The following is a 16,077-nucleotide window of genomic DNA, read 5'->3' as shown; positions in this document are numbered from 1 at the left end:
CCTATTTATAACATAGAATCCTGCTCAAGGACCTGCCTCATAGCCCGTGCCTTAAGCAGGCATTCTTCGTATTCCTTAGCCGGTGTAGCTTTAGCTGTGATGGCACTTCCAACTGAATAGGAAACAAACCTCCGGCTGGCGTTATAGAGGATACTCCTGATCACAACGTTGAAATCAAAATCACCCTCGGGGGTGAAATAGCCGACAGAACCGCTGTATAACCCTCTTTTGGAAGCTTCAAGCTCCTCGATGATCTTCATTGCAGATAGCTTTGGAGCTCCTGTCATACTACCCATGGGGAAAGTATCTTGCACAACTGTGACCGGATCGGTGCCCGGTAGTATTTCGGCAGTGACGGTAGAGATCATCTGGTGTACCTGTTTAAAGGAATACACCTTACACAATTCGGGCACCCTGACACTGTTTTTAACCGCATGTTTAGACAGGTCATTTCTTACCAGGTCGACGATCATAATATTCTCTGAACGCTCCTTCTCATCATGCTGCAATTGTAATTTCAGGAGTTCATCTTCCCTTTTAGCAACAGATCGCCGGGCAGTACCTTTAATCGGTTGAGAGATAAGCGTATTTCCTGATTTACACAAGAACCTTTCCGGGGACGCACACATCAGGAAGAGCTCCGATCTTTTAAAGAAAGATGCAAAGGGGGGCATGGATAGTTCATTTAGCCTGGTATATACAAGGTAAGGATCTATCGCCGTGCGTTCCGCATAGAATTCCTGGCAAAAATTAGCTTCGTATATGTCTCCGCGGTGGATATGGTTAAGCATTTCCCGGACCCTGCTGAAATAGGTTTCCTTAAATATTCTCATCCTGATCTTCGGTCCTTCCCCGGGGTCGATCCTGTAATAAGATACAGGCCTATCCTTACACAGGGTTTGGAAATCTGCTTCGAGCTCGTTCACTACCGGTTCCAGGTAAGAAAAAGTAATGGTTTCTCCCTTGAGCCGGATGATTTTAAGCGGTTGAAAGAAAAAGAGATCAGGAAATCCCAAACCGTCTGCATTCGCAGATTCCAGTGCTTCCAGGTCGTTTTTCAGATCATAGGTAAGGTAGCCAAAGATCCAGTCCCGGGTATTACGCCTGTAAGCTCTAAGACTTTCGAACGCACCCGCGGCACCGGTAGTGAGGTGGGTGTGGGCCCCAACGGCAAGGAGGGCATCAAACTGCCCATAGGGATCCTTGTGGTCATTACTATCCAACCAGGCAATTTCTTCGTATTGCTGGGCCCATGCAAGTAATTTCGATTTTGTGAACCCGGAATCTTTGATCCCGAATTGCCGTTCTATGCGCAAAGTGCTCAGATTTTAGAGAGAAACTGTTTAAGTACCTGCTGGTGCTGTGCTGCGAGCTCCTGGTCAGTGATTCCCTCTTCCATATCAAAATTTTCCTTGAACGAGGGCAGGGAAAATGTCGCCGTTATCTCCGCACCAAAGCGGGTCATCATTTTCTCGGTTCTTTCCAGTGATCCAATGGCTCCTCTTTTCCCGGGCGAAGTAGACATCAATAAAATCTTTGCATCCTTAACAAAGCCCCTGTCCAGCCGGGACAGCCAATCCACGAGGTTTTTAAAGTAAGCGGATTGCCCCCCGTTATGTTCGTTTACCGAAATTATCAATCCGTCTGCCTCTTGTATATCTGAATACAATTCCTTCAGGGAATTAGAATAACCATCTTCCTTTTCTGCATCCTCACTAAATAAGGGAAAAGGGTAATTAGACATGTTGAGCAAACGCAGATCGTGATCTTCCAGGAGAGAAGCTGTATATTTAACAAGAGCGTAGTTGATGGAAGTGGAAGAATTACTCCCTGCGAAGGCAAGAATTACTGACATATCAAAAATTTAAAAACGAAAATACCCTAAAACCCAGAGAATTGCGAAGAATTTGTATAATTTTGCGCCCTGAAACATCCAAACCCCCTGTCTGATAAGTATATAGGGTTGTAATTATGGAACAAAAGTTGAGCAGATTATATTTTATAGACGCCATGCGCGCCTGGGCTATCCTGATGATGTTACAGGGACATTTCGTGGATGGATTACTTGACCCTGTATTCCGGGATGATTCCAACATAGTCTATGCGACCTGGAAATATTTCAGGGGGATCACTGCTCCTGTCTTCTTTACTGTATCCGGGTTTATTTTCACACTATTACTGATCAAGGTGCCGGAGAAAGGATGGCAGAATCCCCGGGTGATGAAAGGGATCAAACGCGGACTGCAACTGCTGTTTATCGGGTATCTCTTACGGCTTAATCTTTTTGGACTTCTCAAAGGTGAGGTCTATGGTTCATTTTACCTAGTAGATGTTCTTCACTGTATTGGTTTATCCCTGCTGGGAATAATCGGGGTTTACCTGCTTACCACAAAGAAAAAGAAGTACGTTTTTCCCACGGTTCTCCTGGGTATTACTATGGTGCTGTTCTTACTGGAGCCCATGTATAAGCAGTGGAGCTTTTCATTTTTACCAGATATGCTGGCCAATTACCTGACCAAGGCGAATGGTTCAGTATTTACCCTGATCCCGTGGATGGGATATACCGCTTTTGGCGCTTTTCTTTCCGTGGTCTTTTCCAGGTACAGGGCAATGAAACACCTGTACCCCGTTTCCATAGCGGTGTCTTTGATCATCGGGGCAGCATTGATATACTATTCTACCCCGCTTTTTAAAGTGCTTTTTGATACCACCGGGATCACTGTATTCCAGGGACTGGTGAACAATAATTACCTCTTTATCCGGTTGGGGAATGTAATGGTTGTGTTTGCTGTATTCATGGCCTTACGACAATTTCTCACCAATAATACCCTGCTCCGCTTAGGCCAGAATACGCTTTCTATTTACGTGATCCATTTTATAGTGCTGTACGGCAGCTTTACCGGTCTTGGCATTTACGGCTTCCTGCATCATGGCGTAGCTCCTGCTATCGTGGTTCCGGGTGCCGCTATTTTCATGGTACTTTGCAGTTACCTGGCGTTACAGTACGATGCACAGGAGGAAGTTATCAAGACCAGGATTGCCGGGGTATTAAATACTATCCGTGAACAAGCCGAACCGGTACTTCTTTTCGGATACCGGCAGTTAAGAGCCTCAATGAGTTGGCTGCTCAGGGTTATTGGCTTTGTAAAATCCTAGAATAAAAAAACCCGGTCAGTTTCATGACCGGGTCTTCAATTTTCATTACTCAGCTCAGATATGCAGGGCTCGGTCCTCAGTAGCCGCCAGAGCAGCTTCCTTGACCGCTTCTGCATAGGTCGGATGTGCATGGCTCATCCTGGATATATCCTCTGCTGAAGCGCGGAATTCCATTGCTGTGACTGCTTCCGCGATCAGGTCTGCACAACGGGCGCCGATCATGTGGATGCCAAGAACCTCGTCTGTGTTCTTATCAGCAAGGATCTTTACAAAACCATCCGTATCCATGCTGGCTCTTGATCGTCCCAATGCCCTCATCGGGAACTGCCCCACCTTGTAGGCTATTCCTTTCTCTTTAAGTTCTTCTTCTGTCTGCCCAACCGCGGCCACTTCAGGCCAGGTATAGACAACCCCGGGAATAAGGTTATAATCTATGTGTGGTTTCTGTCCGGCAAGTATCTCGGCCACCATGGTACCTTCCTCTTCGGCTTTGTGTGCTAACATAGCACCCCTGACCACGTCCCCGATAGCATATATATTTTTAGTACTTGTCTGCAGTTTTTCATTCACTTCTATCCTGCCGGCTTTATCCAGTTTCAATCCGGCCGCCTCTGCGTTGAGTCCGTCTGTGTAAGGCCTTCTCCCTACAGAAACCAGGCAGTAATCTCCTTTAAACTCTACCTCTTCACCTTTTTTATCGGTTGCCTTTACAACTACTTCGTCCCCTTTTCGTTCTACCGAGGTGACTTTATGTGAAAGGTTGAATTTAACTTTCTGCTTTTTCATCACTTTCATCAGCTCCTTGGAGAGTGCTGCATCCATACCCGGAATGATCCTGTCCATGAATTCGACCACTGTCACCTCTGCGCCAAGTCTTTTATAAACCTGTCCGAGCTCCAGTCCTATAACTCCCCCGCCAATAATGATCATGTGCTTCGGAATTTCCTTGAGTTTCAATGCTTCTGTAGAAGTGATCACACGTTCTTTATCGATAGTGATAAAAGGCAGGCTTGAAGGCTTTGAACCAGTAGCAACAATAATGTTCTTAGCTTCAATTTCTTCCGTACCCCCATCATCTTTAGCAATACTGATATGAGTTGCATCCTTAAAACTACCCAGACCCTGGTAAACTTCAATTTTGTTTTTGTCCATCAGGAATTGGATACCTTTTGTGGTCTGGTCGACCACCCCCTGCTTCCTGGAAATCATTTTTTCCAGGTTTACTTTCACTTCACCCGGAATTTCAATCCCGTGTTCTTCAAAATTTTTGACCGCTTCTTCATAATGGTGAGAAGAATCCAGTAACGCTTTAGAGGGAATACATCCCACGTTAAGGCAAGTACCGCCTAAGGTTGCATATTTCTCAATGATCGCTGTTTTCATCCCCAGCTGGGCACAACGGATGGCCGCGACATATCCACCGGGACCTGAGCCAATTACGGCTACATCGTATGAAGTCATAGTATTCTTTTCGTTAATGAAGGAAGTTTCTTGTTCGCGCCTTCTGTGGCAACGGATTACAAAAGTACAAATGTTTTAACGTTGCGCAAGCTAAACCATAGGGGCATACCGCTGGTCTAAAGCGAATGTTCAGCGTTTAAGACACCAAAGGTACCGCCGTGGTATATTTCACCTCGGAGATCACGAAAGAGCTTTGAGTGCTTCCTATGTTTTTAATAGCGGTGAGTTTGGTCACCATAAATTCCCTGTACGCCTCCATGTCCCCGACATGGATCTTAAGGATATAGTCGTAATCCCCGCCGATATGGTAACATTCCACGACCTCGGCCAGTTTAAGCACTTCCTTCTCAAACTGCAGCACATTCTCTTTAATATGCTGGCTGAGCCTTACATGGCAGAAGACCGCGAAATTCCGCCCTACTTTGGTCTTATCCAGTAAAGCCACATATTTAGCGATAACCTCTTGTTTTTCCAGTCTTTTGATCCTCTCGTATACGGCAGTGGCAGACAGCCCCAGCTTCAGTGCATACTCTTTGATCGTCTTTTTCCCATCCTCCTGGAGCATATCCAGTAACTGAAGATCAGTTTCATCTAATGTGATCATGAATATTTTTCGGTTTTTAAAAACTACAGGGTAAATTACCAAATTATTTTCTAATATTCATCCAATCAATAGATGATTTTACTGCTATAATTCGTTTTAACAATATATAAAAACCATATTTTGTAATTTTGATGGTTAAATACACAATACTATGGACCGTAAAGCAGCAGACAGATTACAATATTTACAATACTTCGGGGAATTCGGTGGAGTCAACCCTTCCATCTCCGATTCCTCTACCTATACATTTCTCTCGGCTAAAACGATGTTCGACACTTTTGAAGGGAACACCGAAGGCTGTTACCTGTACAGCAGGCACTCCTCCCCTTCTAATCTCTACCTGGGTGAGGCCATGGCTGCCCTGGAAGGTACAGAGACCGCCAATGTGACCGGGAGTGGTATGGGCGCTATTACGGCCACTATTCTCCAGCTTTGCGGAGCCGGAGATGAGTTGGTGAGCAGCAGGACAATTTACGGGGGCACCTACGCCTTCATGAAAAATTTCCTGTGCAGGTTCAATATCAACACCTCCTTTGTAGACATCACGGATATAGAAGCAGTGGAACGTTCTATTACTCCTAAGACCAAGATGATCTTTTGTGAAGCGGTCAGCAATCCCCTGCTCGAGGTAGCGGATATCAAAGCCCTGGCTAAATTGGCAAAAGCTCATGGCATCCCGCTGGTGGTAGACAATACATTTACACCTCTCTCTATTCACCCTATTGCCCTGGGAGCGGATATCGTGATCCACAGTCTTACAAAATTCATAAATGGAAGCAGTGATTGTGTGGCCGGGGTCGTATGTGGGTCTACGGATTTCTGTCTCTCCCTCAAGGATGTAAATGACGGGGCGGGGATGTTACTGGGCAGTACCCTGGACAGCCTCAGGGCCTCTTCTATCCTGAAGAACATGCGAACCCTGCATGTTCGTATTAAAAAGCACAGCGAAAATGCACAATACCTGGCTGAGAATTTCGAAAAAGACGGTTTAAGGGTAGTCTACCCCGGGTTAAGTTCGCACCCCGGGCATGAGCTGATGAAATCTATGATCGTGGAAGAATTCGGGTTTGGAGGAATCATGACCCTTGATGTCGGCAGTCTCGATAAAGCCAATGCCCTTATGGAAATGATGCAGGAGAAAAACCTGGGTTATCTCGCCGTTAGTCTTGGGTTCTATAAAACCTTGTTCAGTGCTCCGGGCTCTTCAACTTCTTCAGAAATTTCAGAAGAAGAACAGGAAGAAATGGGACTGAGCGAAGGACTTATCCGGTTCTCAATTGGGTTAGACAATGACATTAAACGCACCTATCAGCAGATGCGCGAATGCATGGTAGCCTTAAATATCCTGAAAGAGACCGTCAGCGTTCGATAATATGATCCCCTGATATCCTGTTTGCAGAACATGTATCAAAATCGTAATATTACGGACAAACTGAAAAAACCAAATGGCCAAAGAACCAGCGAATGCCCCCCATACTGACGATTCCGTAGAACAGAATAAAGAATTAAACATATGGGAGGCCCTGATCCCGGTATTCGCACTGGTAGGGATGCTTGCTTACAACGTATATGTTTTTGGTGATGATGCCATCAGCGGCTCCAACCAGTTTATACTCCTGATGGGAGGTGCTGTAGCTGCTGTTGTCGGCGCTTTCAACAAGGTGTCTTATGAGAAAATGCTGGAAGAGGTGGCTCGCAATGTTAAATCGACTACCGGAGCCCTTCTCATCCTGCTGATGGTTGGCGCACTGGCAGGTACGTGGCTGATCAGCGGTATTATTCCCGCTATGATCTACTACGGTTTACAAGTACTGAATCCGACTATCTTTCTCGCGGCATGCGTGATCATATGTGCGGTTATTTCGGTGGCAACGGGCAGCAGCTGGACTACCTCTGCTACCGTTGGTATTGCCCTTATAGGGATTGGTGAAGCCCTTGGCGTTTCGCTGGGAATGACGGCCGGGGCAGTATTGTCCGGTGCCTATTTTGGCGACAAGATGTCCCCGCTTAGTGATACAACCAACCTGGCTCCGGCCATGGCCGGGGGTAACCTCTTTGACCATATCCGGTATATGGCAATGACCACGACCCCGACTATCCTCATCACCCTTATAGTTTTTATCATCATTGGTTTTACCACGGACACCACCGGAACCCCCGATACCGATGGTATCCTGACCTCTATAAAAAGTACATTTGATATCAATGGCTGGTTGTTTTTAGTGCCAGCCGCGGTGATCTTCCTCATCGTTAAAAAGGCACCTCCGCTGATGGCCCTTTTGGTAGGAACCCTGTTAGGCGGAGTCTTTGCACTGATCTTCCAACCCGGGATCGTAGCCGGCATCACCGGTGCTGAGCAACTTACATTCGAGTCAGGCTATAAAGGGGTGATCAACGCGATCACGGTAAACACCTCTATCCCTACAGACAACCCTGCCCTGAACGACCTGTTCTCTGCAAAAGGTATGTACGGGATGTTAGGAACCATCTGGCTCATCATCTGTGCCATGGTCTTTGGCGGGATCATGGATGGGATCGGCGCCCTTGCCCGCATCACTCAATCCTTGTTAGGTCTTGCCAAATCTACTTTTGGTCTTTTTGCCAGTACCGTAGGAAGTTGCCTGGCATTAAACGTAACGGCATCAGACCAATACCTGGCTATTGTGGTACCGGGGAAAATGTTTGCCCAGGCTTACGAGGATAAAGGACTTGCCCCTGAAAACCTGAGCCGTACCCTGGAGGATTCCGGAACGGTGACTTCCGTACTGATTCCGTGGAATACCTGCGGGGCTTATCACAGCAGTGTACTTGGTGTGGCCGTGGGTGACTACTTTGCCTTTGCAATATTCAACTGGCTCAGTCCTTTTACCACCTTGTTCTTTGCAGCCGTTGGTATAAAGATAAAGATGCTTACCAAGGACTAAGTACCCCTCTGGCTTGGGCCTCTAGCGTTTGAGGAATTTATGAAGGTTTTATGGCCATAGGTTTTTTTATATTTCATAATTTCACCACCTAACTTTAAGATCGTTAAAATGGCTACAGTGACCGGGAAAGGGCAGCCCATGAATACGCTCGGCAATCTTCCGGAAGTAGGAAGTAATGCCCCTGACTTTCAACTCACCAAACTTGATTTTTCAGATGTTACCCTGGAAGATTTCAAGGGGAAAAAGATCATCATGAACATTTTCCCAAGCATCGATACCAGTACCTGCGCGACATCCGTAAGGAAATTCAATGAAGAGGCTGCAGCTTTGGAAGATACCGTGGTGCTTTGCATCTCAAAGGACCTTCCGCATGCACAAAGACGTTTCTGCGGAGCAGAAGGAATAAATAATGTAATTCCCCTCTCCGATTTCAGGGACGGTAATTTTGGCAGAGCATATGAAGTAACGTTTACAGACACAGCGATCCGGGGACTTTTATCACGTTCTGTTGTGGTTATTGATGAGAAAGGAAAGGTGATCTATACCGAACAGGTAGCAGACACCAGTAATGAACCTGATTATAAAGCGGCCCTGGAGGCATTACAGAATGGCTGAAGAGAGTTTTTTCATTAACCGGGTCCGCAGTGTTGGAATTGCGCTGAAAGGAGCGATCCTGCTGGTAAGGACCGAAGGCAGTATACAGATCCAGGCTGCGCTGGTCGTGATCATGACTATTGCGGGTTTCTATTTTGAGATTAGTACCACGGAATGGATCATGCAGGTATTTGCGATTGGCCTGGTCATGGGAATTGAAGGGGTGAACACTGCGGTTGAAAAGCTGTCCGATTTTATACAACCCGAGCACGACCCGAGGATCGGATTTATTAAAGATGTATCTGCCGGTGCAGTAATGATAGTTTCCATAGCTGCATCTGTGATTGGCCTGCTGATCTATTTACCGAAAATATTTTAAAGTCGCGTGAGGAATCTCCTTCGTGCTTAAATTTGTAATTTAGTCCCCAGATTTTAAAAATTCATGGCTAAGAAGAAAAAAAAGTCCAAACCTACATCTTCTAAAAAAAGTGTTTCCTTTCGGCTATCGAAACAGAACAAGGTCATCTTCGGAAGTCTCTTGATCCTGTTGAGCCTGGCGCTCTTTTTCTCATTTATATCCTTTTACTTCACCTGGCAGGATGACCAGAGTCTTTTGAGTGAATTCAGGGACAGGAATGCCACGGCCAAGAACCTGCTGAACAAGTTCGGGGCGGCGGTTAGTCATTTCTTTATGTACCGGGGGTTCGGGATAGCCTCATTGATCTTCCCCTACCTGCTCTGTATAACCGGGCTTCATCTTTTTCTCAGCATTGGCAAGAATGGTCTGCTCCGTAAATGGATCTGGGGACTGGTCTTTGTCATCTGGATCTCCATAGCGATGGGGTTCTTTGCCTCGGAAATGCCCTTACTCGGCGGCCTGGTCGGTTACGAAATGAATGATTTTCTGCAGGATTACACCGGTAAGATCGGGGTTTTCCTGTTACTGTTATTCGGACTCACTATCATCATGGTACGCCTGTTTAAGTTCACCCCGGAAGGGGTCGCAGAATTCTTCAACAGGAAGAAGTCAGCGGTGAAGAACGAATTCAATAAGGAACAAAGCAGCCCTGCTGCAACGGTCGAATCAGAAGATTTAACCACCTCTGCTGAAGAGGAAGAGACCCCGGTAGTTCTGGATCCGTATACCCATAAAGAGAACATCCCTCCCCTGAGCCCCGAAACCCAGACCGAGGTAAAAGATGAAGCCGATGATGACCTGGAGATGGAGGTAGAGACTGTGGCCGAAGAAAAAGAAGAAACAGATCTCCTGTCAGATAAGTTAGTCGAAGATTTCGGGGAATTTGACCCTACACTCGAACTTGGAAATTACAAATTCCCGCCCTTGGACTTGCTGGAACAGCACGGTTCCGGTGGTGGTATTACCATCAACCAGGAAGAACTGGAGGAGAATAAGAACAGGATCGTTGATACCCTCAAGAATTATAAGATCGGGATCGCCCAGATCAAAGCCACCATTGGTCCGACGGTCACTTTATACGAGATTGTACCCGAAGCAGGAGTGCGGATCTCCAAGATCAAAAACCTTGAGGATGATATTGCCTTATCCCTTGCAGCACTTGGAATACGGATCATTGCCCCTATCCCCGGGAAAGGTACCATTGGTATCGAAGTTCCGAACAAGAACGCGACCACCGTCTCTATGCGTTCTGTGATCGCATCGAGTAAATTCCAGAAGGCAGAGATGCAATTACCGATCGCTTTTGGAAAGACCATCAGCAACGAGACCTTCGTTGTAGACCTTGCCAAAATGCCCCATATGTTAATGGCAGGTGCCACGGGACAGGGAAAATCAGTCGGACTTAACGCCGTCCTTACTTCCCTGTTGTACAAAAAGCACCCTGCAGAGGTTAAGTTTATCCTGGTTGATCCCAAGAAGGTAGAGCTGACGCTTTACAATAAGATCGAACGGCATTTCCTGGCCAAGCTACCGGATTCGGAAGAGGCTATTATAACCGACAATACCAAGGTGATCAACACCCTGAATTCGCTCTGTATAGAGATGGATAACCGCTACGAGCTGCTGAAACTGGCCATGGTTCGTAATATCAAGGAATACAATACAAAATTCAAAGCGCGGAAACTGAACCCGAATGACGGTCATAAGTTTCTTCCTTACATCATCCTTGTAATTGACGAGTTTGCAGACCTGATCATGACAGCAGGTAAGGAAGTGGAGACCCCGATCGCCAGGCTGGCACAGTTGGCCCGTGCCATTGGTATCCACCTGATCATTGCGACGCAGCGTCCATCCGTAAACGTGATCACCGGGATCATCAAAGCTAACTTCCCGGCGAGGATCGCATTCCGTGTTACCTCAAAAATCGACTCAAGGACAATCCTCGATGCGCAGGGTGCAGACCAGCTGATCGGGCGGGGTGATATGCTGTTTACACAGGGGAACGATGTTACCCGGCTGCAATGTGCCTTCGTGGATACGCCCGAGGTTGCCAAGATTACAGAATACATCGGGTCACAGCGGGCATACCCGGATGCTCATCTCCTGCCAGAATATGTAGGAGAAGATTCTGGCACGAGTATTGATTATGAGATCGCAGACCGGGATGCTATGTTCCGCGAAGCCGCAGAGGTTATCGTAACAGCGCAGCAGGGTTCTGCTTCCCTGATCCAGCGAAAACTCAAGCTTGGATATAACAGGGCCGGCAGGATTATTGACCAGCTGGAAGCTGCGGGAATCGTAGGGCCGTTTGAAGGCAGTAAAGCCAGGCAGGTACTGGTGACCGATCTGTATGCATTGGAACAGTTATTAGAAAATGAAACAAAATAAATCATGAAGAATATTATCTGCTTATTACTACTCGTAACCTTCGGAATCACAGGGCTCCAGGCCCAGGATGCCAACAAGGCCAAAGCCCTGTTGGAGGAAGTATATAACAAGGTGAAGAGCTACGACAACATAAAGGTCGATTTTAAATACGAGCTCAATAATACCGAAGCCAACGTAAAACAGGAAACCCGGGGAGATGTCACCCTGCAGGGAGAAAAGTATTTGTTCAACTATATGGGTTCCCAGCAGATGTACGATGGCAAAAAAGTATACACCATTGTTCCGGAAAATGAAGAGGTTACCATTGAGGATAAATCAGAAGAAGGAAACACTATTACCCCCTCAGATATGCTGACCTTTTACAGGGATGGTCATAAATACGAATGGGACATACTTCAGAACGTGCAGGGAAGGAAGATCCAGTATGTAAAGCTTATCCCTATCGACAGCCAATCCGAGATCGCTTCTATTCTCTTGGGGGTTGATGTGGAAACGAAACACATCTATAAGCTGATCGAGACCGGGAAAAACGGCACCAAGACCACGATCACTGTTAATTCTTTTAAAACAGACCAGCCGTTGTCCAAAACCTTATTTACTTTTGATGAGAGCAAATACGAGAACGAAGGCTACTACATCATAAGAAACTAAGCATTGCGGATCCTTGACCAATATATACTAAGGCGGTTTCTCCTGAATTTTTTCAGTTCGTTTGTAATATTGATGTTCATCTTCATATTCCAGACGATCTGGCTTTTTATTGACGACCTTGCAGGGAAAGGACTGGACCTGATCATTATAGGTAAATTCCTGTTCTACCTGATGCCGAACCTGACGGAGAAGGTATTGCCACTTACGGTGCTCCTCTCCTCTATCCTCACCTTCGGTGCTTTTGCTGAGAACTACGAGTTTGCCGCCATGAAAGCATCAGGGATCTCTTTGCAACGGGCCATGTTACCCCTGGTAGTGTTTGTTACTTTCCTGGGATTTGTGACCTTCTATTTTGCCAATAATGTTATCCCAGCTTCTGAACAGAAGATCTACAACCTGCGCAGGAATATTGCTACGGTGAAACCCGCAGCCGTCATAGAAGAAGGAGTTTTCAGTGATTTTGAAGGGCTGAATATCAAGGTCGACAATAAGTCAGGTGAAAATGACCGCTTCCTGGATAATGTGATCATTCACAAGAAATCCGAATTGCAGATCAACAACACCGTGATCAAAGCAAAATCCGGGGAACTCATTTCCAGCGAGGGGTCAGACATTATCCAACTGGTGCTCAAGGATGGTCATTATTACGAAGAATTAAGGCCAAAGTCGAGCGAGGAAAGACGAAAATACCCTTTTGCCAAATCAAATTTTGACACTTATACCATCAATATCGAGATCCCGGACAATACCCAGGACCTGGAAGAGGAGCGGAATGTCCGCACTGATAAGATGAAGAATATCTCCCGGTTAAAAAAGGATATTGATTCCCTGAAAGAAAATAACACGGAGATTGTTGTGGCCTTTTCAAAGAATATCGTGAACCGGATGGGAGCATTCCCCCTAAAAGTACCAGATTCCCTGCAATCAGCTACCCCTGGTATAAATAATGATTTTTCGGCTGCAAATGACAGCCTGGTTACTGCAGGATTTACCCCGGAAAAGGTAGTTAAGGATTCTCTGGGACCCGTGCCTGAAGACATCACGGAACTTTACGCAGAATGGCAGCGTATCCAGATCTACAATTCGGCTAATAACTCGGTAACCAATATCCTGAATTCTGTCCAGGGTAAAAAAGAGGAATTACAGCGCCGGTACAAAATTTACAATATGCACATCCTGTCATTGCATAATAAGTACGCCCTTGCTTTCTCCTGTATCATCCTTTTCTTCGTGGGAGCACCCCTGGGGGCCATCATCAGGAAAGGAGGACTTGGACTGCCCATGGTCATTGCGATCGTGCTTTTCCTGGCGTATTATTTCCTCGGCGTTTTTGCGGGGAATTATGCGAAGGAAGGAAACATTCACCCTATGCTCGGGGCATGGCTTTCTACATTAATAATGTTACCTTTGGGTGTTTACCTGACACGCAGGGCGACCGCAGACAGGGGGCTAATGGATATGGGCCACTTCGTACAAAAGATTAGTAGGCTATTTAAATGGAAAAAGAAAAAAAAGACAGCGTGATCAGCAGCAAGGAAGGAAAGATAGTACTGAATACTATCGAGGAGGCGATAGAGGATATCAGGCAGGGGAAGGTGATCATTGTCGTGGATGATGAAAACCGCGAGAACGAGGGCGATTTTATCGCTGCAGCGGAAAGCGTAACCCCTGAAATGATCAACTTCATGGCCACCCATGGCCGTGGACTAATTTGCGCGCCCCTCACGGAAAAGCGTTGTGCTGAACTGGAGCTGAATATGATGGTGGAAAATAACACTGTATTGCACCACACCCAGTTCACTGTTTCCGTAGACCTGATCGGCCAGGGTTGTACCACAGGTATATCTGTACATGACCGGGCTAAGACCATTAAGTCACTTGTTGATAAAAGAACCAAGCCGCACGACCTGGGAAGACCCGGACATATCTTTCCATTAAGGGCAAGGAACGGGGGAGTTCTCAGGAGGACAGGACATACCGAAGCCGCGGTAGATTTTGCACGCCTGGCAGGCTTTGAGCCGGCCGGAATCCTGGTAGAGATCCTGAACGAAGATGGCACTATGGCGAGGTTACCTCACTTGGTGGAAGTAGCTAAAAAATTTGATCTTAAACTGGTCTCTATTGAAGACCTGGTGGCATACCGCATGCGGTATGACAGCCTTATTGTCAAGAAGGAATCTTTCCAGGTGAATACCCGGTTCGGAGAATATACTTTGCACGCTTACCAGCAAACTACCAACGACCAGGTTCACCTGGCATTGACCAAAGGCAGCTGGACACCCGGCGAGGCGGTACTGACCCGTATCAATTCTACCCTGGTCAATAATGATATCCTCGGTACCCTAACAAACAACGCGGACAAGAAACTGGACGATATGTTCCAGGCGCTGAATGAAGAAGGGCGTGGAGTGATCGTATTCATTAACCAGCAGAGTGAGTCCTTCAATTTGCTGAAGCGTATCCGGGGACTGAAAGAGAACCAGGAAAACGGCATCATGAAAGCTCCTAAAATTGAAATGGACAGTAAGGATTTCGGTATTGGTGCCCAGATCCTGCACGACCTGCACATCAGCAAGATGAGGATCATGACCAACACTACCCAATCCAAGAGAGTCGGTATAGTCGGGTACGGCCTGGAGATCGTGGATTACGTGCCATACTAGCAGTACTGCTTCAGGACCTCGGCCATCGTTGTAGCTCTCTTATGAACTTCCTGCTCGGACCAGCCCAGTTTAACTAAACTTGAGATCGTTCTGCCCATCCAATGATCGGAAGCTGTGAACCTGGCATCCGGCATGTTCCTCAGCCTCTCACGGATTTCAGAATTCAGGTTTCCTAAACTTTTCAATTGCTTAAGATGATCCCATTTCCGGTGGTAATGCCAGTTATTGTCATACCAGTAGAAACAGGCATCAACCCCTGCAGGACCTAGCGCAGCATGTGCCTCGCGGGCAGCCTGTTCATTGGGCAGGTAAAAATTTAAAAAGGAATAATTTTCCACACCTCCTTCGGGGACACGGCGGAACGAGATACCGGGAATACTTTCGAGTGCATTGCGCATAATGGAATAATGCTTTTCCTGTATTGCAAGGAAATCATCCAGCCGGGCCAATTGAGCTATTCCCACGGCAGCATTCATTTCGGATATCCTGTAATTGTATCCCAGGAACGGATGTGATTCAGCCCCGCGATCATTCCCCACATGGTCATGTCCGTGATCGGAATAATGATCTGCGTTCCTGTAAAAAGTCTCATTGTTCGTGATCAATGCCCCGCCTTCCCCACAGGTAATCGTTTTTACATAATCAAATGAAAAACACCCCAGGTCACCATAACTACCCAGGGGTTTACCCTGGTAAGTTCCTCCTATTGCCTGGCAGGCGTCTTCGACCAAGAGTAACCGGTGTTTGTCACAGATCGATCTAAGCGCCTGGAGATCTGCCATAGAACCACACATATGAACCGGCATTACCACCCTGGTCTTGTTGGTGATGGCATTTTCTACCGCCCGGGGATCAAGCGTAAGGGTATCATCGATATCCACCAGCACAGGTATCGCACCAAGGGCCAATACAGCTTCAAAACTGGCAACGAAGGTGAATGTCGGCAAGATCACCTCGTCCCCTGCTCCAATCCCGGCACTGGCCATAGCTACGGTCAGCGCGGCTGTACCACTGCTTAGTAGCTGGGCATGGGCAGTTTGCATTCTCTGTGCCAGGGCATGCTCCAGTTCCCTGGCCTTCCAATGCCCTTGCCTCATACCATCAAAACCATAACGCATCAGTACCCCTGTGGATAATACATCCTGTACCTCTTTCCGTTCATTATCTCCAAACAATTCGAATCCGGGCATACATATAAAAATTAAAAAAACTTTCGAT

14 protein-coding genes are annotated in these 16,077 nt (G+C 46.7%); 9 read left to right on the top strand and 5 right to left on the bottom strand.

Annotated features, from left to right (window positions below):
- Positions 1-5: 5 nt before the first annotated feature.
- Positions 6-1,316 (bottom strand): anthranilate synthase component I family protein, encoded by a 1,311-nt coding sequence (locus tag CLV82_RS09745; protein WP_133644111.1) that lies wholly within the window; start codon positions 1,314-1,316, stop codon positions 6-8.
- Between the two features lie 5 nt (positions 1,317-1,321).
- Positions 1,322-1,855, bottom strand: a complete 534-nt coding sequence (locus tag CLV82_RS09740; protein ID WP_133644110.1) for an NADPH-dependent FMN reductase — start codon at positions 1,853-1,855, stop codon at positions 1,322-1,324.
- Between the two features lie 128 nt (positions 1,856-1,983).
- Between CLV82_RS09740 and CLV82_RS09735 the strand changes: the two genes are divergently transcribed.
- The gene (locus tag CLV82_RS09735) at positions 1,984-3,156 is read left to right on the top strand and encodes an acyltransferase family protein (RefSeq protein ID WP_317128283.1); all 1,173 of its coding nucleotides are present in this window, start codon (positions 1,984-1,986) and stop codon (positions 3,154-3,156) included.
- A 54-nt stretch (positions 3,157-3,210) separates the two neighbouring features.
- Here the strand turns inward: CLV82_RS09735 and lpdA are convergent, their stop codons facing one another.
- A complete protein-coding gene (gene lpdA, locus CLV82_RS09730; protein ID WP_133644108.1) occupies positions 3,211-4,617 on the bottom strand; it encodes a dihydrolipoyl dehydrogenase in 1,407 nt (468 codons plus the stop codon).
- Positions 4,618-4,753: 136 nt separating this feature from the next.
- Complete coding sequence (locus CLV82_RS09725; RefSeq protein ID WP_133644107.1) at positions 4,754-5,221, bottom strand: Lrp/AsnC family transcriptional regulator; 468 nt, start codon at positions 5,219-5,221, stop codon at positions 4,754-4,756.
- Positions 5,222-5,372: 151 nt separating this feature from the next.
- Here CLV82_RS09725 and CLV82_RS09720 point away from each other — a divergent pair, with 151 nt between their 5' ends.
- From CLV82_RS09720 to ribB, 8 genes are all read left to right on the top strand, one after another.
- Positions 5,373-6,593: an aminotransferase class I/II-fold pyridoxal phosphate-dependent enzyme gene (locus CLV82_RS09720; protein ID WP_133644106.1), complete on the top strand. Its 1,221-nt coding sequence runs from the start codon at positions 5,373-5,375 to the stop codon at positions 6,591-6,593.
- Positions 6,594-6,666: 73 nt separating this feature from the next.
- Entirely contained in the window at positions 6,667-8,145 is a 1,479-nt protein-coding gene (nhaC, locus tag CLV82_RS09715; protein ID WP_133644105.1) for a Na+/H+ antiporter NhaC, read from the top strand.
- A 108-nt stretch (positions 8,146-8,253) separates the two neighbouring features.
- Positions 8,254-8,760, top strand: a complete 507-nt coding sequence (tpx, locus tag CLV82_RS09710) for a thiol peroxidase (protein WP_133644104.1) — start codon at positions 8,254-8,256, stop codon at positions 8,758-8,760.
- Complete coding sequence (locus CLV82_RS09705) at positions 8,753-9,118, top strand: diacylglycerol kinase (RefSeq protein ID WP_133644514.1); 366 nt, start codon at positions 8,753-8,755, stop codon at positions 9,116-9,118. Before tpx ends, CLV82_RS09705 begins: the two co-directional genes overlap by 8 nt.
- A gap of 63 nt (positions 9,119-9,181) precedes the next feature.
- Positions 9,182-11,545: an FtsK/SpoIIIE family DNA translocase gene (locus CLV82_RS09700; protein ID WP_133644103.1), complete on the top strand. Its 2,364-nt coding sequence runs from the start codon at positions 9,182-9,184 to the stop codon at positions 11,543-11,545.
- A 3-nt stretch (positions 11,546-11,548) separates the two neighbouring features.
- Positions 11,549-12,196, top strand: coding sequence for a LolA family protein (locus tag CLV82_RS09695; protein WP_133644102.1), 648 nt, complete (start codon positions 11,549-11,551; stop codon positions 12,194-12,196).
- Positions 12,197-12,199: 3 nt separating this feature from the next.
- A complete protein-coding gene (locus CLV82_RS09690) occupies positions 12,200-13,720 on the top strand; it encodes an LptF/LptG family permease (protein WP_133644101.1) in 1,521 nt (506 codons plus the stop codon).
- Positions 13,693-14,859, top strand: coding sequence for a 3,4-dihydroxy-2-butanone-4-phosphate synthase (gene ribB / locus CLV82_RS09685; protein ID WP_133644100.1), 1,167 nt, complete (start codon positions 13,693-13,695; stop codon positions 14,857-14,859). The genes CLV82_RS09690 and ribB overlap by 28 nt, the downstream gene beginning before the upstream one ends.
- Here the strand turns inward: ribB and CLV82_RS09680 are convergent.
- The gene (locus CLV82_RS09680) at positions 14,856-16,049 is read right to left on the bottom strand and encodes a DegT/DnrJ/EryC1/StrS family aminotransferase (protein WP_133644099.1); all 1,194 of its coding nucleotides are present in this window, start codon (positions 16,047-16,049) and stop codon (positions 14,856-14,858) included. The genes ribB and CLV82_RS09680 overlap by 4 nt on opposite strands.
- Between the last annotated feature and the right edge of the window lie 28 nt (positions 16,050-16,077).

The organism is Zeaxanthinibacter enoshimensis (assembly GCF_004362865.1).
In the GTDB taxonomy this organism is placed as follows: domain Bacteria; phylum Bacteroidota; class Bacteroidia; order Flavobacteriales; family Flavobacteriaceae; genus Zeaxanthinibacter; species Zeaxanthinibacter enoshimensis.
The sequence above is the reverse complement of the archived record's forward strand: the minus strand, read 5'-3'. Positions and strand labels throughout refer to the sequence as shown.